Origin of the sequence: Sphingobacterium rhinopitheci (genome assembly GCF_022627575.1) — a bacterium.
Taxonomy (GTDB): Bacteria; Bacteroidota; Bacteroidia; order Sphingobacteriales; family Sphingobacteriaceae; genus Sphingobacterium; species Sphingobacterium rhinopitheci.
The window spans coordinates 64919-88279 of record NZ_JADEYQ010000014.1; the positions used below are offsets into that span (position 1 = coordinate 64919).

A 23361-nucleotide genomic window follows, 5' to 3' on the forward strand; every position below is an offset into this window, starting at 1 on the left:
ATGAAGAAAATAATATTATCTACAGTTATAATGCTACTAAGCACAACAATCGCTTTTTCCTGTGATATATGTGGCGGTGGAGCAGGGTCTTATTATGTCGGGCTACTCCCTCAATTTAACAAAAAATTAATCGGTCTCCGCTATCAGTACAATCAGCTATATACCAATCTTGATGTACAAGGAAACAAGACGCCATTGAGTAACAAGGAAAAATACCAAACTATAGATCTTTGGGGGGCTTGGAATATAGGCACCAAATGGCGTGTCATGGCAGTTGTTCCTTATAGTTTTATCGAAAAATATACTCTTGGAACTGATCAAACCAGCAAAAAACAAGGTATAAGTGATATTACTTTAACAGGATACTACAACCTATTTCAATCTTCTCAAAATAATGTAAACCAATCTATATGGGTCGGTGCAGGGGTAAAATTACCATCAGGAGAATACAACAATCCTGAGATGGTAAATAATACATCCAACATTTTCCAACTTGGAACAGGAAGTACCGATTTCATGACACAGGTTATATATGATATCAACATCGATGCTTGGGGCATGAATACAACAGTAAACTATAAAATAAATACTAATAATAAGGATGACTATAAATACGGGAACAAACTAACGGCAAATATGGCTATTTACCGCAAATTTGATATCGGTACCAAAGGGAGAATCATGCCTAATATAGGTCTTCTGTATGAGCATCAACAGCAGAATACAACTATTGGATACCGTGTTGATCAAACTGGAGGAAATATAGTACAAGGGAGTTATGGTATTGAAGCTTCATTTAATAAAATCGCAATAGGTATAAATATGCAACATCCTATAGCACAAAATATAGCTTCAAATCGCGTTGAATTGAATAGTAAAGTCATGACGCATATCTCCTACGCCTTTTAATAATACTAATGTTTACATTATCCATCTGACGTAGCTATACGTAATGATAAGGTTAAATTAAATCAGTGCAAATCAGCTCCACATGATTTACCTGATAACTAATATAACAACCGCGGCAATTTAATAAAAGATTGGCCGAGGTTGTTATATTGATAATTTAGCTCATTTATTCTTCATAGTACTTAATAATTAATTATATTTATCTGTGTCGTTAACGTAAACTTGTGCCATTATGAAAACGACGATTATACATGACTATATGAATTTGAGCGGTAGAATTCTTTTCTTAAGGATATTGATAAGATACCTTTCAAGGAATTCACAAATAATATGAATAACTCCCCCAATACATATTGGTAAAGGAAATAAATAGAAGACTACATTAATTCTGTCAAATAAATAAAAAAGCTATTGAATGCCATTTAGCATATAAATAGCATTATATTTTTATTAGATTTAATCAATAATTGGATTTAATAAAATAATCGCTGTAATAATATAGCATTACGGCCAACAAGTCCAAAAATATTAGCTATAGCAAAGTCAATCAAAATATAATGAGTGAAAAAAAATTCAATATTGCCATCTTAATAGACGGTGATAATGCCCAGCCAAAATTATTGAAGGAAACAATTGAAGAAGTTTCAAAATATGGTAAAGCTACCATCCGTAGAATTTATGGCGATTGGACTTCTCAAGCTATGAATTCGTGGAAAAATCTAATCAACCAACATTCTATAAATCCCATTCAAAAATTTTCCTATACATCGGGTAAAAATTCAACCGACGGAGCCCTCATTATAGATGCTATGGACATCCTACACGGTAAAAATGTCGAAGGATTCTGTATTGTTTCTAGTGATAGTGATTATACTGGATTAGCCAAACGTATTCGTGAAGAAGGACTATTTGTAATGGGGATTGGTGAAAAAAAAACACCCGAATCATTTGTGCAATCTTGCGATATATTTACCTATACTGAGAATATTACACCAAAAGTAACAGAAATAAAAGAAGCAGAGCAAAAGGCAAGTAATAAGCCTAAAGCGACACAAAATAAAGTAGAAAAGAACGTTAAAAAAGTCACCCCAAAAAAGAATAGCTTATTAAACAATAAAGATAGTGATACCATATCAAGGGCATTTGATATCTCTATGGATGAAAATGAAATCGCCTATATTTCTACAGTAGGTGCGAATATTAGAAAGATAGACCCGAGCTTTGACACCCGAACGTACAGTATCCCTTCCTTATCTAAACTATTTGAAAAATTAGAGGAATACGACGTTATTAGGAACGAAGTGGGCGCTCTAAATCACCCTTTGGTAAAAAGAAAATAATTTACATTACATCCTTAAAACGAAATAGATAGCTCAATTACACTAGAGCTATCTATTTATTTATTACCTTTAAAAACACGGGGCCTAAAATTTTAAATTAGGAAATAAGACATTCCGACTCACCCCCTATCATTTTATAGGCTAAATCAGTAAAAAACTTATGCTTCAACTGATGATTCTATCTTTGCATTTCTGGTATCGTAATATTTTTCTGTTATTAGTGCTAATGCACCATCACTTGTAATATTCGCTGCCGTTCCAAAGCTATCTTGCAAGGCGAAGATAGAAAGTAATAAAGCAATTCCTGCTTCGTCAAAACCCAATACAGAAGTAATTAAACCTAATGAAGCTATCACCGTTCCCCCTGGTACACCTGGCGCCGATACGGCAAATATTGCCAATAAAAATAAGAATAAAACCATAGTTCCAAGATCTGGAATAAAACCGTATAAAACTTGCGATACACTCATTGTAAAAAATACAATGGTGATCACCGAACCGCACAAGTGAATACTCGCAAAAAAAGGAATACTAAAATTACTTAACTCAGGCTTGAGCATATTGCTTTTTCGTACGCCCTCTATTGCTACTCCCAAAGAAGCCATGGAGGACATCGTTCCCATTGCTGTAAAATAAGCAGGAATATAATTCTTTATCAATGGCCAAGGATTTCTTTTGCTGACAATAGCTGCAATCGTATATAAAATTACCAGCCAAACAATATGCGCTATAATAACAATAAGTACAACCTTCAGAAATATGGGTAAGTGTTTCTGAATAGATCCTTCATAACTCAAAACTGTGAAATTAAGTGCTACAAATAAGGGAATAACTGGGATTAAAATCTTTTTAATAAGGACAGTGACCACATTTTTAAATTCATCTAATGCATGCTCCAATTTGTGAGATTTCGACCATAATATACCTAAGCCGAGCAGAAATGCTAAAAATAAGGCTGTCATCACTGAAAAAACCGCTGGAATATCTAGTTTAAAAATCTGTACAGGTAGCTCTTTCAAATTTTCTATCTCATTGGATATACTTAAACGAGGAATAATTTGATATCCCAAAAATAAAGAGAAAAATTCCGCCGCTAAGCTTGCAAAATATGCTAATAACAAAGAAAAACTGAAAACCTTAGAAGAGTTTTCAGACAATTTGGTGATTGATGCAGCCACAAAACCGACAACAATCAACGGAATAAGAAAATAAATAACTTGTCCTACAATATGTTTTAGTGAAATAACAATCTGAATGCCATCCTCTTTCAAATGACTACCAATTGCAAGCCCCAGTAGAATACCTACTAGAAGGCGGAAAATCATATTATTCAATATTTTTTTTAACATAATATATCTTTTTTACCAGCCTTTAATCGCGCCGTCTTTAAATGCTTTTTCTGCAGCCTTTGCTACAGCTTCCGATTGATAAGCTTTTACAAAATTTTTTACATTTTGAGCCTCTTTATTGTCTTCACGTGAAGCAATAACATTCATATATGGAGAATCTGAGTCCTCTCTAAAAAGACCTTGCTCTTCAAAGGTCAATCCACCCTGTGCAGCAAAATTATTGTTGATAATAGCGATTACCACTTGTTTATCATCCAAAACACCAACCAACTGCGGGGCTTCCAATTCAAATATTTTCAAAGCCCTAGGATTCTCTGCTATATCCGTTACTTTGGGTAACAAACCAGTTCCATCTTTCAATTTTAAAAGACCATTTTTCTGTAATAATAGCAATGCACGTCCTCCATTTGTAGGATCATTGGGAATAGCGATCGTACTACCATTTTCGAGCTGCGCAATATCTTTAATTTTTTTGGAGTATGCGACAATCGGGTATACAAATGTTTTACCAACGACCGCCAATTTATAGCCCCTTTGCTTGGATTGTTCCTCAAGATAAGGCACATGCTGAAAAGCATTGGCATCGATTTCACCATTATTGAGTGCTTCATTGGGGATAACATAATCGTTAAAAGCCACCAATTCTACCTCCAGGTTATATTTTTCTTTAGCTTCCTTCTTTGCTGCTTCCGCAATATCCTGCTCCAACCCTGCTGCAATACCCACCTTGATATAATTAGGGTCACTTTTCTTAGCATTTCCACATGCGTTAAGCAGAATAATAGCTGCAAAAACTGAACTTAGTAATTTTATTTTTCTCATGATGTTATGAATTATCTGTGATTAAAGAATTTTGAAAACCTATCTCCAACGAATTGGATGCCAAATACTAAGGCAATCAATAACACGAGTACTATATTCATAATCATAAGATTATAACCAACATACCCATATTGATAACCTATCTGCCCTAATCCACCAGCCCCTACGGCCCCACCCATGGCCGAATAACCGACTAATGTGATGAGTGTGATTGTAGCATTATTTATTAGCGACGGTAACGCTTCAGGAAGCAATACCTTACAAATTATTTGCATTGGACTAGCGCCTAGCGCACGCGCTGTTTCAATCAATCCACTAGGCACTTCCAACAAACTATTTTCTACCAGGCGTGCGATAAAAGGTGCTGCACCTATGCTCAAAGGTACAAGTGCCGCATATACCCCAATAGAAGTCCCTATTAAAGCTCTCGTAAAAGGGATCAACCAAACGATAAGAATGATAAATGGAATAGAACGAAATATATTAACGATAAGGGATAAAATTCGGTTGTATAAAGCATTTTCCAATAATTGATTTTCTCGTGTTAAGAATAAAACAATTCCGACAGGTAAACCAATTATAAAGCCAAAAAGACCAGAGGCCAAAGTCATGAAAATAGTTTCTAAAAGTCCATTCCACAATAGAGTGATGGTCGTATCGTTAAGCATATCCTTTTACTGTATTTTGAATGTTTATGATATTTAAGTACGCGAGAACAGTAGCGTTCTCTTCAGCTGTACCTTGTAAATGAAGGAGCAATTTCCCAAAATTTGCGGTATCAACATATTCTATATCAGCTGTCAACACCTTGTATGGTGTTCCTAATTTGGTGGAAATAGTAGATAATAAACTATCAAGAGCCATCTCTCCCTTCATTTCTACCTCAATGAGTGGAAATAATCCCTCTCCAGGATCCTGCTGTAGAATATGGCTCAAAGACTGTGGAATACGCATCTTGCGCGTAGTTGTAAACTGCTTGATTATAGGATGTACTTTGTCCGAGATAATATCTTTTAAAGTTCCTTTGGCAATTAGTTTACCTTTATCGATCACAGCAACATGATTACAAATAGCTTTAATAACATCCATTTCATGCGTTATCAATAGAATAGTGATGCCTAGTCGTGTATTTATATCCTGTAGGAGCTCCAAAATAGATTGTGTTGTTGCTGGATCTAACGCACTAGTGGCCTCGTCGCACAACAACAAATAAGGATCATTGGCCAATGCACGCGCAATCGCCACACGTTGCTTTTGCCCTCCAGATAAGTTTTTGGGATAATCTAGTGCTTTTTCCGCTAAACCAACGATCTTCAATAACTCATTCACTTTACGAGCTATTTCCTGTTTTCCGACATGATCCAACTCCAAAGGTAAAGCTACATTATCAAATACTGTCCTCGAAGATAGAAGGTTGAAATGCTGAAAAATCATTCCTATCTTCTTACGCTCTTGCGCTAACTCTTTACTACCTAATCTTGTAAGATCTTTACCATTTAGGATAACTTGACCCGTATCTGGTTTTTCCAATAGATTAACCGTACGTATTAATGTACTCTTCCCCGCCCCCGAAAAACCTATGACACCGACGATATCGCCGCGTTCTATTTCCAAACTAACATCATCAAGAGCCTTGAGGCTATTGTTTTTCAGACGAAAGGTCTTAGATATGTTTTTAAGTGTTATCATATATTAATTGCTACTATTAAATAAGGGAAATACATACGTAAATTGATAAAACTACAACTATCTCGTTACGCCTATAGCCTAACCTAGTTGCCTATTCTTAACCATCGAAGAAGTAAAATGTAGTAATTTATCGTATCTCAATTATTTAATTTATCGCAAATGTAACACTTATTCGCTAATCTCTACAGAACTAGTAGTCTTTTGTTTCAAATTATTTATCCTTTTATAATAACTAATTTGAATCATTATAGATTTAACACATAAAAACGAGGGTTATAAAGAATATAATTATTCCCGTATTGGAGCTATATTTATTCTATTTATATCAAATAGAAAGCCACAATTTAAAGATAATCAGATATTTACACCCTCTTAAACACTATTCCTTTTAAAGATAGCTATTGACTTCTAGTTTTTTTATCCTATTTGTAGTATTATTCCGACGATCTTACTATTTTAGGGATATGATAAACTTAAATGAATACTTTGATGGAGCCGTTAAATCCTTGGCTTATGAAAATGGGGGTAAATCTACTGTAGGGGTTATAGAAACCGGTGAATACGAATTTGGAACAGGTACTCCAGAGATAATGGTTATTATAGAAGGTGAGTTATCCGCCTTACTACCTGGCAATGAGGATTGGTTACATTTTAAAGCGGGCGAAAAATTTGAAATAGGTGCCAATCAATCATTCAAAATAAAAGCTAACAGAGCAACCTCTTATTTGTGTAAATACAAATAGTATGGCGTCCAAAAAATTGAAATTTTAGTTTAGACTATAGTATTTAGCGTGTTTTATTAGAACAATAATATTTTATAATAAAATATCTTTGTAGACTTTCCTTTTATTCTAACAAACTGTATGTCTTAGTTTTACATGTAATTCGACGTCTATGACGAATCTGAATTGAGCGGGTCAATGTGTGCTAAAATGCTATAGAGTACTTTTATTTAATAGAAAAGGCAAATAAATTTTGGAAATAAGGTCTGAATTTCTACTTTTGTGGCGGAGAGCTGGCAGAGTGGTCGAATGCGGCAGTCTTGAAAACTGTTAACTGTCACAGGTTCGGGGGTTCGAATCCCTCGCTCTCCGCCAAAAAAAGCTTAATCGCAAGATTAAGCTTTTTTGTTTTATATGCATTTCCTGCCTATTTAGCACTATACTTTTTTATAGAAATCACAATAAGATTCGAGCCAGAAGGGTTGGGTGGGTTCGATTCATGAAGGTTTAGGGATGTGCTGGGGGTTTGTGTGGCTAAACCAATCCCTCGCTCTCCGCTAAAAAAGCTTAATCGCAAGATTAAGCTTTTTTGTTTTATATGCATTTCCTGCCTATTTAGCACTATACTTTTTTCTAGAAATCACAATAAGATTCGAGCCAGAAGGGTTGGGTGGGTTCGATTCATGAAGGTTTAGGGATGTGCTGGGGTTTGTGTGGCTAAACCAATCCCTCGCTCTCCATATAAACTGAATCAGTACGTTGTAAAACTCTATAAATAGCACTAATTATAGGCTTAATTGAGTTTAAAATTTTTCAGAATCATACCCCAATTATGTTTGGACATTATTCACTTATTATAGATTCTATTAAAAGTCATTTATATTGATTGAAAGACCACTTTTACAGCACAAAAAAGAGTTAAGCTATTAGATAACTTAACTCTTTTTGTACTATAGAAACGCTAACAAGTTTATACAGACCTCGTTTATTATCTGTTGATTACTTCTAGCGCAATTTTATCGATTCTATTGCCGTCCATATCGATTACTTCTAACCGAAAGCCTTTATAGATTACAAATTCTCCTTCACTAGGAATATGATCTAAAAGTAAAAATACTAATCCTCCAAGAGTGGTCACATTACTAAGCTCCTCTTCATCTTCTTCGGTTAATCCTATTTCAAATTTATCGAAGAAATCATCCAGTTGATATCTACCTTCAAGAATAAATGAACCATCTTCACGTTGGCGGAAAGTTTTAGATTTTGAGGAACTTTCACTTTCTTCAAAACCACCAATAAGAGCTGATATAATCTCTTTAGCTGTTATTATACCTTGTGGACTACCATACTCATCTACGACGACAGCTTGTAGATGCTTACTATTTCTTAATATTTCTAATACGGTATATGCATTACTATTTTCGTTGACGAATGGGATAGGTTGAATCAATGATAACAAATCAAATCCTTTATTGTCAATCATATTTTTCAACAATGTCTTTGCACTTATTATACCTTTTATTTGGTCAAAATTTCCATCACAAACAGGGTATTCGTTATGATTATATTTACTAATATTTGCAATAATCTCTTCAGGAGAATCTTGTAAGTCTAAATAAAAAATATTAGAACGATGAACCATTAAATTAATAGCACGCTTATCACCAACCTCAAGTAAGCGATCTACCATATCATGTTCAAACCCTTCTATCACACCACTATCTACACCTTCATCTACTAATGCTTTTATCTCTTCTTCGGTGACGGTATTCTTAGATGCTTTGATATTTAAAAGCTTCACTATAAAATCCGTTGAGCTGGAAAGAATCCATACAAAAGGCTTTACAAGAGTGCTAATGAAGCTCATAGGAATAGCTATGAGTGATGCATATCTTTCAGGAATCGCCATACCTATCCTTTTAGGTACTAGTTCCCCTATAACCAAGGACAAAAATGTGATAATCAATACTACTAACCCTGTAGATATAAAGTTGCTATAGGGCGCTATAACAGGGAAATTTTTCAAGAATTCTTGCAAATAAAGTGAAATATTTCCTCCCGAGAAATAACCAGTCATAATACCTATTAGCGTAATACCAATCTGTACAGTAGAAAGAAATTGATTCGGACTTTCTTTGAGCTTTAGCGCTTGTTTTGCACCTTTGTTCTTAGGTGCTTCCGCCTGCAATCTTCCTTTGCGACTAGAAACTATAGCTATTTCGGATGCGGAAAGTATTCCATTGAGAACTATTAATGTCAATATGACAATTATCTCAGTAATCATAAATTTTAAATGTATATTTCACGAATATAGCAAATCACTTTGTTAAAATATACTTTATTTAGGATATTCTCTATTTAATTACCCATATAACTGTGCAAACGTTTGATGTGAAAATAATTTTTAAATAATCTTAATTATTGCGGATATTGCGATAGTTATAGAAGTCAATTACATAATTAAATATAAATCTAATTCATGTCATCCTTAGTTTTTGAAGAGGTAAAGCGAGTAGCGGATATTTTTAATATCAATGGGAATATAGTAGATATCAGTAGATTTGGGTCAGGCCACATTAACGATACATTTAAGTTGGTTTTGGATGATGAAGCAAAAGGTTCATATTTGTTACAGAAGATAAATCACAATATATTTCCTAATGTTGAAGGATTAATGAACAATATTGATTTGGTAACTACTCACCTAAAGTCAATTTTTGTACAAGAAGGTTTGGATGCTAATAAGCACACCTTAACAATTATTCCAACAAAATCCGGTGCATTATATAGCACGGATGAAAAAGGTAATTATTGGCGTGTTTTCACCTTATTAGAAGGCACTAAAAGCTATGATATTGTAGAGACACCAAAGCAGTCTTATTCTGGCGGTCAAGCTTTTGGTAAATTTCAAAAGCAATTAGCGAGTTTAGATGCTAATAAGCTAGTTGAAATATTACCAAATTTTCATAATATAGATTTTAGATTAAGCAATCTTAAAAAAGCTATAGCAGAAAATAAAGCAAATAGAATCGCTGAAGTTCAAGATATAATAGACTTTATCGTTGAGCGTGAAGAACGTATGCGCAGGATTATTAAAATGGCGCAACGCAACGAGCTTCCTTTGCGCATCACACATAATGACACGAAGTTTAACAATGTATTGTTGGACCATGAAGACAATGTGCAATGTGTGATAGATTTGGACACAGTGATGCCAGGCTTCATTGCATATGATTTTGGCGACGCTATCCGTACAATCATAAATGCTGCTGCAGAAGATGAAAAAGATTTAGATAAAGTAGTGTTAAATACACCTTTGTTTAAAGCATATGCGGAAGGTTATTTAAGTGAAGCCAAAGATTTCTTAACAGAAAAAGAAATTGAATCATTGTGGTGTGGCGTCTTATTATTGCCTTATATGCAGGCTGTTCGTTTTCTAACAGATTATATTGATGGTGATTTGTATTACAAAATACACTATCCTGATCATAATCTAGTGAGAACAAAGACACAGATCAAATTAGTGCAGGAACTAGAGTATGCGGAAGAAGAGTTATTATCAATATTAGACAATGCTTTAGTTGCTTAAAATTAAATACTAATGGCCAAAACACTAGTAATACAAAAGGTAGCTAATCAAGATTTATCTCTTGAATATGATGTATTGAAAAATACATTCAAGGATGTCGATGTCAACAACATCGATCAATGTCCTTGGGAAGATAAATTTCCATATGCGCCAAATGCAACTTTCAAAATAGTTCATTCTGATACGTATATCGGGATAAATTATGTTATCGCAGAAGAATTTGTAAAAGCACAGGCTATTCGTTCTAATGAAAATGTATGGGAAGATAGTTGTGTTGAATTCTTTGTCTCCTTTGACAATAAGAAGACGTATTACAATTTTGAATTTAATGTATTAGGTACAGGTTTGATTGGCTATGGATCATCGGTGAAGTCCGAAAGAAATAGATTGTCAGCAGAAAAAATTGATACTATTGATACTATTACACAAGTAGTAAAGCGTGATGGCACAAAAGAATGGGAAATCTATTTAATTATTCCAAAAGGCTTATTTTCTGTTAATGATTTCACTGGGAAAGTATTTCATGGCAATTTTTATAAATGTGGTGACGGCTTGCCTAATCCTCATTTTATAGCATGGAATAACATAGATCACCCTTCACCTAACTTTCACTTACCTCAATTTTTTGGCGAATTGGTTTTTGAATAATTTGAGTTTATATCCTTATATATACAAATGGGCTTTCTAAAAAAGTCCAAAAACAAGAACCCCCGTCATCAAAAAAATGACGGGGATTTTTCTGCTTCCTTACCGTTATGATTATGTATTGTAAGGATAAATTGGAACATACTTAGATTTTGAAGGATAAAGATTAGTAAGCATACAATTTCAGCACGCTGTATACGAAAAAAGTATTATCCTCTAACACGACCAAATAAACTTCTGAAGGCTGTTATTTTTTATGAAAGATCCTCATCGACGTGATGTAGCATTATAGGATCATTTACTAAAATAGACATTGCTAGGCGCTAAATGAAGATGACTCCAGCGGTTTCTACTTGATTATGCCGGATGCCCATCTCCACAACATTTGCGCATGATACGTCCTTCAATGCTAAAATAAAAGCATTCAGAAGTCAGTTTAGAGGGGTAGCTGATATCAATTTTTTCCTTTTCAGATTAACTAAATTATTTGCCTAGTCCACAGATTTTGAATATGATCCATATGATCCAACTTTTGTGCATGATCCCATGATCCCCTATTTCGTTAAAACAAAAAAAGCTTCTCGTATGAGAAGCTTTAACTTGTGCACTCCAAGGGAGTCGAACCCCTAACCTTCTGATCCGTAGTCAGACGCTCTATCCAATTGAGCTAGGAATGCATTTACCGTTACTTTCAGAGCTACTGCTCTTCCGTTTTGGTGATGCAAATATGAGAACATTTTTGATTAATTGCAAGTTATTTTAGCTATTTTGCAACAAATAAAATAACAATTAAGCTATACTATTGATTATTATAGCATTATATTTTCATGTTTTATGACAAAAAAAATAATTAAGATTAGTAAAATAAAGATAGACGATATCAGTATATCTTATTACATCAAGAAGGCGACGGAAAAAGAAGAAAAAGTAATCATTTTTATTCATGGCTTTCCATTTAATAAGAATACATGGCGTCCACAAGTAGATTCTGTTGAAGATAACATCACTGCTATCGCTATTGATGTACGTGGACACGGCCTATCTGCTGCTGGTCATGGTTATTTCAGTATCGACGTATTTGCGCAAGATCTTCATAAATTTATTGAAAAGCTAGACTTAAACAATGTAGTTCTGTGTGGCGTATCTATGGGAGGATATATTTCCCTTCGTTACTACGAGCTATTTCCGCAGCGTATTGTAGGTTTGATATTATCAGATACCCATCATCTCGCTGACGACAATAAAGGGAAGCAAAAGAGATTTGATAGCATACAAGCTTTATTGACCCATGGAAAGCGTGCATTTGCCTTTGGTTTTATTGAAAATGTATTGTCATCAAAAACTATTAGTAAAAACCATAAAGTGGTAGAATTGATAAAAAGTAGTATCAGACGCAATTCGATCAATGCAATATGTGCAACGCAGCTCGCTCTAGCTTCACGCACAGATAGTACTGCTTTACTAGCACAAATAGAAGTACCCACATTACTCATCAGGGGCGAAGAAGATAAGATTACTTCTAAAGAAGTAATGCTAGAATTAAATGCTGGAATCAAGGGATCGCGATACGTAGAAATTCCTAATGCTGGTCACCTACCTAATTTAGAAAATGTACTCGCCTTCAACAAAGAGATGAATGCTTTTTTGGAAGATAAATAAATAAAAAAAGACAGCTAGAGCTATAATAGCTATAGCATGTCTTTCCTAACTAAACACAGATTCTATACTAACTCTTCAATTGTCAATGCACCGACAGTCAAATTATTTCTTGGGTCAATAATAATTGCTCGTGCATTTTGTGAGAAGTCTTTATTTAAATCAAAAACAATCTCTTCAGCAGCCTTGATCGTGATGCGCCCTATATCATTAAGACGGATCTCTTCATCATAAATACGCTCTTGCGTATTTACATCAAATTTATAGTGCACTTCAGGGATTTTTATCTTCGTTGTTTTGGTTTGATTCTGCAATAAATACACTTGATTAGTATCTAAAGGCTTGTTTTCAAACCAAGATACATTAGCCTCAAATGTACGCTCCGCAGAAGCAGGCTTAACAGCACTAACGATAAAGTCACCTCTAGAAATATCTACATCATCTGTCAAATGTACAATTACCGATTGTCCATCTTCAGCATGGGACAAATGCTTTTGATCTAGTTCTATCGCCTTCACAGTACTTTTTACGCCCGAAGGAAGCACCAATATCTCCTCACCTACTTTCAAACCATTGCCTATCACTCGACCAGCATAACCTCTATAATCAGGTAGATCGTCCGATTGAGGCCTCACAACCCATTGTACAGGAAAACGCCAGGTATCGGTATTATCTACTTCAAACTCTACTTGCTCCAAATATTCCAACAATGTAGGTCCATCGTACCAAGAGATACGTTCAGAAGGATTGACGATATTATCACCTTTTAAAGCCGAAACAGGTAAAAAGTCAATATTATTTAATTTTAAATTAGCAGCAAGCTTTAAATAATCTGTTTTTATATTTTCATATACAGCTAGATCATAATCCACCATATCCATTTTATTAACACAAACTAAAACCTTTTTTAAGGATAGTAATTTAGCAATAAAAGAATGTCTTTTCGTTTGTTCAATCACTCCCTTGCGGGCATCAATAAGAATAATAATCAAATCAGAGTTGGAAGCTCCGGTGATCATATTACGCGTATATTGAATATGCCCTGGTGCATCAGCGATAATAAACTTACGTTTTTCGGTTTGGAAATATTTGTAAGCTACATCTATGGTAATACCTTGCTCACGCTCAGCTTTTAAACCGTCTGTAAGGATGGCTAGATCTACTGTGCCATCATCATTTTTACGGTTTGCTTTTTGGATAGCCTCTAGTTGGTCATCCAAAATAGAATTTGTATCATATAATAAACGTCCGATCAAGGTACTTTTACCATCATCTACCGAACCCGCCGTTATAAATTTAAGTATGTTCATTGTTTTGAGATTTGCGAAATGAGCGACAACAAATAGGTAATACATACCTCCTTCTTATCAGCTACACTCTATGACTAAAAATAACCCTGCTTCTTACGTTCCTCCATTGCTGCTTCAGATACTTTATCATCCATACGCGCACCACGTTCACTCACCGTCGAAGCTTTTATCTCCGCAATAATATCATCCAATTCTGTAGCTACAGAACCTACAGCTGCAGTACAGGTCATATCACCTACTGTCCTAAAACGAACAGACTTATGCTCTACGACATCATCTTTATCAATATTGAGGCAAGGGGCAGCAGCCATCCACTGATTATTGCGCCACACCACATCTCTTTGATGACTAAAATAGATAGATGGCAATGCGATATTTTCACGCTTTATATAATTCCAAACGTCTAATTCTGTCCAGTTTGAAATAGGAAAAACACGTACATTTTCACCTTTATTTATTTTGCCATTAAAAATATTCCACAGCTCTGGACGCTGACGTTTAGGGTCCCATTGACCAAATTCATCACGCACAGAGAAGATGCGTTCTTTTGCTCTTGCTTTTTCCTCATCACGACGAGCACCACCTATACAAGCGTCAAAGCCATTCTTTTCTATGGTATCTAATAACGTAACCGTTTGCAAGGCATTGCGACTGGCATTTTTACCTTTTTGCTCTACTACTTTACCTTGGTCTATACTATCTTGAACCAAGCCTACGATCAGTTTCTCACCCGTTTGTTGGACCAACCAATCACGGTATGCTATTGTTTCGGGAAAATTGTGTCCCGTATCAATATGCACTAAAGGAAAAGGAAATTTACCCGGTCTAAAGGCTTTCATAGCCAAATGAACTAAAGTAATACTATCTTTTCCCCCAGAAAAAAGTAATGCTGGATTTTCGAATTGGCCAGCCACTTCACGCAATATATATATGGCTTCTGCTTCTAAATGATCTAAATAATCCATTTCCCTATCTAAATATTATAATTATCAAAGCCTTAGCCAAAGCTAAGATTAATGTTAAACTTTATTTTACAGCATGTAAACCACACTCTTTCTTACTTTTATCTTCCCACCACCAACGACCGGCACGAAAATAATCACCTGGCTGTATGGCACGAGTACAAGGTTGACAACCTATACTAGGGAATCCTTTATCATGCAATGGATTGTATGGCACATTATATTCTTTCAAAAACTGCTCTACATCAGCTAATGACCACTGAAATAAAGGGTGTATTTTAACGATTTTATTCAGGTCATCCCATTCTATAAAATCCATATCTTCTCTATTGGCAGATTGATCAGCACGAATGCCCGTGATCCATACATCATAACCTTTTATGGCTCTTTTCAAAGGCTCGATCTTACGAACAAAACAGCACTCTTTGCGATTTTCTACAGATTCATAAAAACTTGAAGGCCCTTTTTCTGTTACTAAAGCCTGTACATCCTCCGCTAGCGGGAAATAAGCTTTTATAGGTAATTTATAACGTTCTAAAGTACGATTCCATACATAGTATGTTTCCGGGAACAAACGCCCTGTTTCTAAGGTAAAAACAGATACATCAGAATTAATGGTTCCCAATAGATGTGTTATCACCTGATCCTCAATCCCAAAGGAAGTAGAGAAAACAGCCTTTTGACCATATTCACTACTTATATATTGAATAATCTGTTGCGCATCAAATCCTTGCAAATCTTTTTTTAAACGCTCTATCATATTTTTTTATTCGTAATCAACTCTTCTGTATGCGCATTCAATACGCGTATTTTTTCTTGAAAGTCCCCCTTTAGCTGATCCCTCATCTGCTGCATAAGCTCCAAGGTGTCATCAATTTCCTCTGGCAACAAATCGTTTAAGAATTCTTTCAATCGCTTTGCCATTGTTGGCGACTTACCATTGGTAGAAATACCTATCTTTAAATTTCCTTTTTGAACAACCGATCCCAAGTAGAAGTCGCACAATGCGGGTTTATCAGCTACATTTAGCAATATATTCCGCTGTCTGCTGAGCATCCTGATCCTATCATTCAAAGCTGCATTGTTGGTCGCCAATATAACAAGCTCCTTCCCTTCTAAATCGCTTTCGACAAAAGAACGATGATGCAATTCTATTTGTGGCTTTTCAGAAACAAAAGAAATTACATCCTCACTGATCTCTTCGGCTACAACACATACTTTAGCTTGGGGAGAATTGCGATAAACAGCTTCCAATTTTTCCAATCCAACGGGGCCAGCACCTACCAATAAGGTATGTATCTGGTCCATTTTGACATATATAGGAAATAAAGTATTCATCTAGTTTGCTAATGACTTTATCTCTTGACGTATATTTTCAAAATCTAAATGCTTGGCTACCACTTCACCTAAAACAATAATAGCAGGCACACCAACTAGATTCTTTTGTACTTCATGCAAGATGGTATCTATAGTACCTAATGCGATACGCTCATTCACGAGAGATCCATTTTGTATCAAAGCGATAGGTAAATTACCACGACCATATTCTTGGTATAAGGCAACAATCTGCTGTAGCTTTGAATAACCCATCAATACCACTACCGTAGCATTAGTCTTTACCGCTGTGTACAAATCATCTGACAAGCGGCCATCAGAAGTAGAGCCTGTGATCACCCAAAAGCTTTCTGAAATCCCTCTATAAGTCAAAGGTATCTGCTGTAGTCCTGTCAAGCCTACCGATGAAGATATCCCCGGAATAACAGCTGTAGGAATATCAAATTGACGAACATGATCCAACTCCTCACCTCCACGACCAAAAACAAAAGGATCCCCACCTTTCAGACGTACTACATGCCCATGTGTCAAGGCATAGTCTACCAACAATTGGTTGATTTGATCTTGACTGGTAGATAATTGCTCTGCACGTTTACCTACATATATTTTGGTACATGTTGCTTTGGCATAATTCAAGATCTCTTCATTTACCAAAGCATCATATAATATTACATCTGCATCCTTAATCGCTTTAATACCTTTTAGTGTAATCAGGTCAGGATCACCAGGTCCAGCACCTACTAATGTAACAAATGGTTCAATTTTCTTCATTTCTCCCTCCGATATTAAAACTTAAACTGCACGTAACTCTTCACGGCGCTGTGCAGCATCGATATAAAATGCTGTAGATTGCGTCAGGTATGCTTCAGCAAATTCACGCGAAGGTTCGTATTTATTTATTTGTAATACACGCTCCGCAAAGGTAGTTGGGAACGTAAAAATACCTTCAGCAACATAACGTGCATCAAATTCATTGATTACAGCAGTTTGTGTACTCACATTGACACCTTTATCTAATAACAGCGCTTTTGCTGTCCATACAAATGCGGAGTACGCATGATAGATCGCATCTGCATATTGCTCTTTTGCGAGCGCTTCTTTTGCCCATTCTACTTTTTCTTCAGCTTCGAACAATAAGGTAGCTACTAAATCTATAACAACACCAGCACATTCACCTACACCGATAGCCGTAGCAAAAGTCTCCTGATGTCCCCAATCGATAAATTCATCAGCCGTCAACGTAGTTAAGTCCGCTAAAGGCTTATATAAGCGGTAGAAATAATCTTTCCCTTGTCTTTCGTAGTAGTCATGAAATTTTTCCCCTGGCAAACGATTGGTTTTAAAATCTACCAATGTTAAATCAACAACATGCGTAACACGTTTTGTAGGAACTTTTATAACTCGCTCAGCAACACGACCTTTACCATCACCAAGTGTACCACCACCTAACATCACCTGCGCAGCGGGCACTACTTTACCTTCTGCTTTGACAGAAGAGCCGTGAAAACCGATATGTGCCAATCCATGTTGACCACAAGAGTTCATACAACCTGATATTTTTATCTTTAAATCCTGCTCGAAGATAAAATCTTCATGAAATTCGTGGATATAATTCTCTAATACACGAGCCATTTCCGTAGAATTGGAAATACCCAAGTTACAGGTATCCGTACCAGGACAAGTGGTGATATCTGATGTACTATCAAACCCTGGTCTAGCATAGCCTAATGCTGTCAACACATTAAATATATGTGGCAATGATTCTTCACGAACGTATTTGAACAATAGATTTTGATTTTGCGTAATACGTATATCATCGGCGATATGTTCACGAATACCGGCTACTAATCTACGAGCTTTGTCTGTAGGAATATCCCCAGTCAACACCTTCACAAATACCCCAAAAAAACCTGTTTGCTTTTGCTCAAACACATTAGTTTGTTTCCATACATCAAATGCAGCGATATCCACCGGTGTTACTGCGCTAACTACTGCTGTTGGAGCATCTGGTTGCGCAACGGCATCACGATCAACCCATACAACATGGTTTTTAATAGCTTTTTTCTCTTGTTCAATAAGGCTTAATACCTCTTCTAAGCCTAGCTTTTGAACTAAATACTTAAAACGTGCTTTATTACGATTATTACGCTCGCCATGACGATCGAATACACGCAATGTAGCTTCCATATAAGGAATAATTTCTTCTTCTGGAAGGAAGTCAAATATTTCATTGGCCAAAATCGGCTGAGCCCCGAGGCCACCACCTAATAATACTTTAAAGCCTCTTTTCTCCACGCCATCTACAAGTTTTACCTTAGGGATAAAACCAAAATCATGAATATAGGAGAATGCGGTATCTCTATCTGAAGAAGAAAAAGAAATCTTTATTTTACGTCCCATCTCTGCACAAATAGGATTGCGCAAGAAATATTCAAAGGTCTTGTGTGCATAAGGAGACACATCAAATGGCTCATCCTTATCAATACCTGCCGTCGCCGATGCCGTCACATTACGAACAGTATTACCACAAGCTTCACGCAGTGTGATATCATCTTCTGCCAATTTGGCCCACAACTCAGGTGTTTTATCCAAACTAACGTAATGAATCTGTATATCCTGACGAGTTGTTAGGTGCAAGTTTTTACTCGCATACTCATCTGATATATCTGCTATTTTTAGCAACTGCTTAAAAGTAACTTTTCCAAATGGCAGCTTAATACGTATCATCTGTACACCTGGTTGACGTTGCCCATATATACCGCGTGCCAGACGGAGCGATCTAAACTTTTCATCAGGAATATTTCCTTCTTGAAAAGATTTTATCTTTCTCTCTAGCTCAATAATTTCTTGTTCTACAACGGGATTTTCTAATTCAGTACGAAAACTCTGCATTTCTTCCTTTAAGGTTTATTACTAATATTCTACTTATCTCTCTAAATTATTCTGAAAAGTTCAATAACTAATACAAAACGATACAAATGTATAAAATAAAACCTAATAAAAACTATATAATCTACCAAATTACTATATATTTGTGCATATTTCTAAAAACACTAAGAATAGACTTATTAATGACTTGGAAGAAAACGCTTGTTATAAGCTTATTAATAACAAATTTATTTAATAGCTGCGCACCAAAAGTAAAAGAAGGTTACGATAAAGAGAACGGATATATTGGCAATATATCGATATCAGGAGCTTTTGCACTCTATCCGATAGTGGTATTATGGGCCGAAGATTTTAAAAAGGAAAATCCTAATGTGCGCTTTAACATCTCAGCTGGAGGAGCAGGCAAAGGCATAACCGATGTACTGATGAATATGGTAGATATAGGTCTCGTCTCTCGAGATCTACACCCCAAAGAAATAGAAAAAGGAGCATTTCCTATCTATGTCGCCAAAGATGCTGTACTGGGTACATTTAATGCCACGAATCCTAATTTTGACCTTATACAAGAAAGAGGATTAACGCAAAAAGAATTAGCTGCCCTATTTGTTGAGAAGAAATACAAAACATGGAAAGATATAGACCCTAGATTTACAGCCGACCCAATCAGTGTATATGTACGTTCGGATGCTGCAGGCGCTGCAGAGACATGGGCCAAATATTTTGACCAAAGACAAGAAGACCTCAAAGGAGTGGGAATATTTGGAGACCCTGGCTTAGCACAAGCAATCAAAGACAACAGATACGCTATTGGCTTTAATAACATAAACTACGTATACGACCTCAAAACACTAAAAACTACAGATAAACTCGCTGTCATCCCTATTGACATCAATGAGAATGGGAAGATAGATGATGAGGAAAAATTTTATGCTACGCTAAATGATTTAACAGATGCGGTGGCTACAGATAAATACCCCTCTCCACCAGCTCGAGAATTGATGTTTGTCATCAAAAAAGGTAACAATAGTAAACTATTAAACGAATTTATACGCTTTGTGTTAGCAAAAGAACAACAAGGCTATTTATTAGAGAATGGATATGTCCCTTTGAATACGGAACAACAAACGCAAGAATTAGAAAAGGTTAAAAACTAAAACAATGAATATTAGATTAATTAAAGATTTATTATTTAAAAGAATATCCGCATCACTATTATTGATATCAGTATGTGTCGTCCTTTTGATTATAATAGGACTAAGTGCTAAATCAATTCCACTTTTAGAGAATCAAAATCTGTGGGAAATACTAACACAAAGCATATGGTCGCCATTGAAAGGAAATTTTGGTTTCCTTCCCTTTATAATGGGGACAATATGGGTGACATTAATCTCCTTAATTATCGCTGTTCCCCTGTGTATTCTTTCATCCGTTTATCTCGTTGAATATGCAACAGACAGATTACGCAATTCCGTATTACCACTGATGAATGTTTTAGCGGCCATCCCACCAGTACTTTATGGTGTTTGGGGGGTATTATTTGTGGTACCAATGGTAGGGCAATGGATAGCACCGATTTTTGGGGTCAATGCTTCCGGATATTCGGTTTTATCAGGAGGTATCGTATTAGCGGTGATGATATTTCCGATCATGGTTTCTATCATTGTAGAAGTATTGAAAACAATCCCTCAAGAATTAAAAGCTGCATCCTTATCCTTGGGAGCAACAAAATGGGAAACAATAAAAAAAGTTATCTTAAAAAAAGCAAAACCAGGAATTATCGCAGCTGTTGTATTAGCAATATCACGTGCATTTGGAGAAACTATCGCCGTACTGATGGTTTGTGGAAATATCCCCAGAGTACCCCAATCAATTTTTGATGCAGGTTACCCAATCCCTGCACTAATAGCCAACAATTTTGGTGAAATGATGTCTATACCACTTTATGATTCAGCCCTGATGTTTGCGGCACTATTGCTATTTGTAATCATCTTTGGATTCAATTTAATTTCCAGAATTATACTAAACAGATTGGAGGAAGAAGCATAATGTCTAGCATTAAATCACGATTACGACAGGAGAAAATCGCTAAAATACTAATGCAACTATCAGGTATTAGTATTACTGGATCATTGTTCCTTATAATAGGTATCATCCTATACAAAGGACTACCCTATCTCTCTTGGGAGATGGTCAGTCAGACGCCACAGGGAGGCTTTTATATTGGTAAATCAGGTGGAATATTAAACGCTATATTAGGATCGCTTTATCTAGCAACAGCAGCGACCATACTAGCGACTATAATAGGTATACCTATATCTATATATTTAAATCTATATATCAAATCTGGATCATTAATCGCAAAAGCATCCAAACTACTATTTGATGTATTATATGGTATCCCCTCTATCGTATATGGTGCTATAGCCTTTAGCATGATGGTTTGGCTGGGCATAAGAGCATCCTTACTTGGAGGGATCATTACGATTACTTTGTTGACTATCCCTATCGTTGTACGTACAATTGATGAATTGGTAAAAACGATACCTATAGATTTAAAAAACGTAACTAAGGCCTTAGGAGCCACACGATGGGAAATAGCGCAAGTATTATTGAAGTACATCAAACCTGGAGTATTTACAGCGATCTTGCTCGCATTTGGTAGAGCCATAGGTGATGTAGCAGGCGTATTACTAACGACAGGATTTAGCGATAATTTGCCAAAATACCTTGATGAGCCTGCCGCGACTTTGCCTTTGGCCATATTTTTCCAATTGAGTAGCCCTATCCCTGAAGTTCAAGGTCGCGCCTATGCGTCGGCTTTAGTTTTAACATTCATAATTTTAATTATAGTTATATGTACGCACATCCTAGCATCGAAACAAAAGAAACACAAGATATAGCATCATCTTCTACACCACATATTCAGATCAAGGACCTGAATGTTCATATCGATGGAAAACATATATTAAAGAATATAAATTTATCTATCCCAAACAATTCTATTACGTCAATAATAGGCCCGTCTGGCTGTGGTAAAACTACTTTATTAAAAACACTCAACCGTCTGATGGATGACAGTAAAGGTGTAGAGATAAACGGCTCTGTACTGGTGAATGGAGAGGATATATATGCCAAGGATGCTGAAGTAACACATATACGCAAGAAAATGGGACTATTGTCCCAGCGACCATTCCCACTACCAATGTCTATCTACGACAATATAGCATATGGCCCACGTATCCACGGTCAACGCAATAAAAAGGTATTGACAGAGATTGTCGAAAAACAATTGAAAAATGTGGGTCTTTGGGAAGAGGTAAAAGATCGTTTAGATAGTTCAGCTACAAGTTTATCCATTGGGCAACAGCAGCGACTGTGCCTCGCACGAGGACTGGCTGTACAGCCCGAAATTATCTTAGGCGACGAGAGCACATCAGCATTAGACCCAATATCTACACAAACAATAGAAAATCTATTGGTAGAACTAAAAAAAGATTATACGATAGTACTCGTAACCCATATTTTGCGTCAAGCAAGACGGGTTTCGGATTACATCATATTTGTATACAACGGCGAGATAGTAGAGTTTGGAAAAACGGAGGATGTACTATTAAATCCTAAAAATGAGATCACACAACAGTATGTAAAAGGGTTTATCAGCTAATATAAATTAAAGCCTCTATTCTAGATAAGTGATTGAGGCTTTATTTATTTCAAGGAATTAATTCTTCATCACCTACAGCATTAACATTTAAAAGGCTATCGTATATCCCTTCAATATTCTTACATAGATGAAGTAATTTTTGAATATTAACATCTGTACTGTCTTCAAATTGATCTATATCAAAAGTGTAATAATCTCCTTCTTCAAAAACATCTAACACTTCTTTCATTTCCCCATTTGCTGCAATATTAACAATTTGCGTGAAAACTTGATTTCTCACGTTCTCTAATAATTGTAGTGATTCTATAACACTATTTCTATATAGCATGGTTTTCATAATTTAATTTACGTTTAACACAACAAATACATTGCCAAGTGTATTTGATAATCAATAGATAATCAAGCTATTACCTTGTCAATTGAGGTAATTTTACCACTACTAAAGTTACTAAAATTAACTAAAGATCGCATTATTGTTAT

Annotated in this window: 22 protein-coding genes and 2 tRNA genes; 11 read left to right on the forward strand and 13 right to left on the reverse strand. The window is 35.7% G+C overall.

Annotated features, from left to right (window positions below; all coding sequences use genetic code 11):
• Window positions 1-909 carry a transporter gene (locus tag IP023_RS12255; protein WP_241790658.1) on the forward strand — a complete coding sequence of 303 codons (909 nt, stop codon included), beginning with the start codon at window positions 1-3 and terminating at the stop codon, window positions 907-909.
• Window positions 910-1466: 557 nt separating this feature from the next.
• The gene (locus tag IP023_RS12260; protein ID WP_241790659.1) at window positions 1467-2249 is read left to right on the forward strand and encodes an NYN domain-containing protein; all 783 of its coding nucleotides are present in this window, start codon (window positions 1467-1469) and stop codon (window positions 2247-2249) included.
• Window positions 2250-2407: 158 nt separating this feature from the next.
• Here the strand turns inward: IP023_RS12260 and IP023_RS12265 are convergent, their stop codons facing one another.
• The 4 genes from IP023_RS12265 to IP023_RS12280 are packed head-to-tail and all read right to left on the reverse strand — an operon-like array spanning window position 2408 to window position 6109.
• Window positions 2408-3598: a cation:dicarboxylate symporter family transporter gene (locus tag IP023_RS12265; RefSeq protein ID WP_241790660.1), complete on the reverse strand. Its 1191-nt coding sequence runs from the start codon at window positions 3596-3598 to the stop codon at window positions 2408-2410.
• Window positions 3599-3610: 12 nt separating this feature from the next.
• Window positions 3611-4420, reverse strand: a complete 810-nt coding sequence (gene metQ / locus IP023_RS12270) for a methionine ABC transporter substrate-binding lipoprotein MetQ (protein ID WP_241790661.1) — start codon at window positions 4418-4420, stop codon at window positions 3611-3613.
• An 11-nt stretch (window positions 4421-4431) separates the two neighbouring features.
• Window positions 4432-5088, reverse strand: coding sequence for a methionine ABC transporter permease MetI (metI, locus tag IP023_RS12275; protein WP_241790662.1), 657 nt, complete (start codon window positions 5086-5088; stop codon window positions 4432-4434).
• Window positions 5081-6109, reverse strand: coding sequence for a methionine ABC transporter ATP-binding protein (locus tag IP023_RS12280; RefSeq protein WP_241790663.1), 1029 nt, complete (start codon window positions 6107-6109; stop codon window positions 5081-5083). The genes metI and IP023_RS12280 overlap by 8 nt, the downstream gene beginning before the upstream one ends.
• Before the next feature lie 464 nt (window positions 6110-6573).
• Between IP023_RS12280 and ppnP the strand changes: the two genes are divergently transcribed.
• Window positions 6574-6852, forward strand: a complete 279-nt coding sequence (gene ppnP, locus IP023_RS12285; RefSeq protein WP_241790664.1) for a pyrimidine/purine nucleoside phosphorylase — start codon at window positions 6574-6576, stop codon at window positions 6850-6852.
• Window positions 6853-7118: 266 nt separating this feature from the next.
• Window positions 7119-7206: transfer RNA gene (locus IP023_RS12290), tRNA-Ser, on the forward strand.
• 613 nt (window positions 7207-7819) lie between these two features.
• On the opposite strand, the gene IP023_RS12295 is transcribed toward IP023_RS12290, so the two are convergent.
• Entirely contained in the window at window positions 7820-9115 is a 1296-nt protein-coding gene (locus IP023_RS12295) for a hemolysin family protein (RefSeq protein WP_241790665.1), read from the reverse strand.
• Window positions 9116-9310: 195 nt separating this feature from the next.
• Between IP023_RS12295 and IP023_RS12300 the strand changes: the two genes are divergently transcribed.
• Window positions 9311-10420 carry a phosphotransferase enzyme family protein gene (locus tag IP023_RS12300; protein WP_241790666.1) on the forward strand — a complete coding sequence of 370 codons (1110 nt, stop codon included), beginning with the start codon at window positions 9311-9313 and terminating at the stop codon, window positions 10418-10420.
• 12 nt (window positions 10421-10432) lie between these two features.
• The gene (locus IP023_RS12305) at window positions 10433-11068 is read left to right on the forward strand and encodes a carbohydrate-binding family 9-like protein (RefSeq protein ID WP_241790667.1); all 636 of its coding nucleotides are present in this window, start codon (window positions 10433-10435) and stop codon (window positions 11066-11068) included.
• Window positions 11069-11668: 600 nt separating this feature from the next.
• Here the strand turns inward: IP023_RS12305 and IP023_RS12310 are convergent.
• Window positions 11669-11742, reverse strand: a tRNA-Arg gene (locus IP023_RS12310).
• A gap of 157 nt (window positions 11743-11899) precedes the next feature.
• On the opposite strand from IP023_RS12310, the gene IP023_RS12315 reads away from it, so the two are divergent.
• Window positions 11900-12724 carry an alpha/beta fold hydrolase gene (locus IP023_RS12315; protein ID WP_241790668.1) on the forward strand — a complete coding sequence of 275 codons (825 nt, stop codon included), beginning with the start codon at window positions 11900-11902 and terminating at the stop codon, window positions 12722-12724.
• 62 nt (window positions 12725-12786) lie between these two features.
• Here IP023_RS12315 and IP023_RS12320 read toward each other — a convergent pair whose 3' ends face one another.
• From IP023_RS12320 to IP023_RS12345, 6 genes are all read right to left on the reverse strand, one after another.
• The gene (locus tag IP023_RS12320; RefSeq protein WP_241790669.1) at window positions 12787-14031 is read right to left on the reverse strand and encodes a sulfate adenylyltransferase subunit 1; all 1245 of its coding nucleotides are present in this window, start codon (window positions 14029-14031) and stop codon (window positions 12787-12789) included.
• Between the two features lie 74 nt (window positions 14032-14105).
• The gene (gene cysD, locus IP023_RS12325; RefSeq protein ID WP_241790670.1) at window positions 14106-14996 is read right to left on the reverse strand and encodes a sulfate adenylyltransferase subunit CysD; all 891 of its coding nucleotides are present in this window, start codon (window positions 14994-14996) and stop codon (window positions 14106-14108) included.
• Between the two features lie 61 nt (window positions 14997-15057).
• Complete coding sequence (locus IP023_RS12330) at window positions 15058-15753, reverse strand: phosphoadenylyl-sulfate reductase (RefSeq protein WP_241790671.1); 696 nt, start codon at window positions 15751-15753, stop codon at window positions 15058-15060.
• A complete protein-coding gene (locus tag IP023_RS12335) occupies window positions 15750-16331 on the reverse strand; it encodes a precorrin-2 dehydrogenase/sirohydrochlorin ferrochelatase family protein (RefSeq protein ID WP_241790672.1) in 582 nt (193 codons plus the stop codon). The genes IP023_RS12330 and IP023_RS12335 overlap by 4 nt, the downstream gene beginning before the upstream one ends.
• A complete protein-coding gene (cobA, locus tag IP023_RS12340) occupies window positions 16332-17099 on the reverse strand; it encodes a uroporphyrinogen-III C-methyltransferase (RefSeq protein ID WP_241790673.1) in 768 nt (255 codons plus the stop codon).
• A gap of 21 nt (window positions 17100-17120) precedes the next feature.
• Complete coding sequence (locus IP023_RS12345; RefSeq protein WP_241790674.1) at window positions 17121-19220, reverse strand: HEPN domain-containing protein; 2100 nt, start codon at window positions 19218-19220, stop codon at window positions 17121-17123.
• Window positions 19221-19399: 179 nt separating this feature from the next.
• Between IP023_RS12345 and IP023_RS12350 the strand changes: the two genes are divergently transcribed.
• From IP023_RS12350 to IP023_RS12365, 4 genes are read left to right on the forward strand one after another with little or no spacing between them, the layout of a single operon-like run.
• Window positions 19400-20371 carry a PstS family phosphate ABC transporter substrate-binding protein gene (locus tag IP023_RS12350; RefSeq protein WP_241790675.1) on the forward strand — a complete coding sequence of 324 codons (972 nt, stop codon included), beginning with the start codon at window positions 19400-19402 and terminating at the stop codon, window positions 20369-20371.
• A gap of 4 nt (window positions 20372-20375) precedes the next feature.
• Window positions 20376-21263, forward strand: coding sequence for a phosphate ABC transporter permease subunit PstC (gene pstC, locus IP023_RS12355; RefSeq protein ID WP_241790676.1), 888 nt, complete (start codon window positions 20376-20378; stop codon window positions 21261-21263).
• Window positions 21263-22117 carry a PstA family ABC transporter permease gene (locus IP023_RS12360; protein ID WP_241790677.1) on the forward strand — a complete coding sequence of 285 codons (855 nt, stop codon included), beginning with the start codon at window positions 21263-21265 and terminating at the stop codon, window positions 22115-22117. The genes pstC and IP023_RS12360 overlap by 1 nt, the downstream gene beginning before the upstream one ends.
• Window positions 22072-22881, forward strand: coding sequence for a phosphate ABC transporter ATP-binding protein (locus IP023_RS12365; RefSeq protein WP_241790678.1), 810 nt, complete (start codon window positions 22072-22074; stop codon window positions 22879-22881). The genes IP023_RS12360 and IP023_RS12365 overlap by 46 nt, the downstream gene beginning before the upstream one ends.
• 49 nt (window positions 22882-22930) lie before the next feature.
• On the opposite strand, the gene IP023_RS12370 is transcribed toward IP023_RS12365, so the two are convergent.
• Entirely contained in the window at window positions 22931-23218 is a 288-nt protein-coding gene (locus IP023_RS12370; RefSeq protein ID WP_241790679.1) for a hypothetical protein, read from the reverse strand.
• Window positions 23219-23361: the final 143 nt, after the last annotated feature.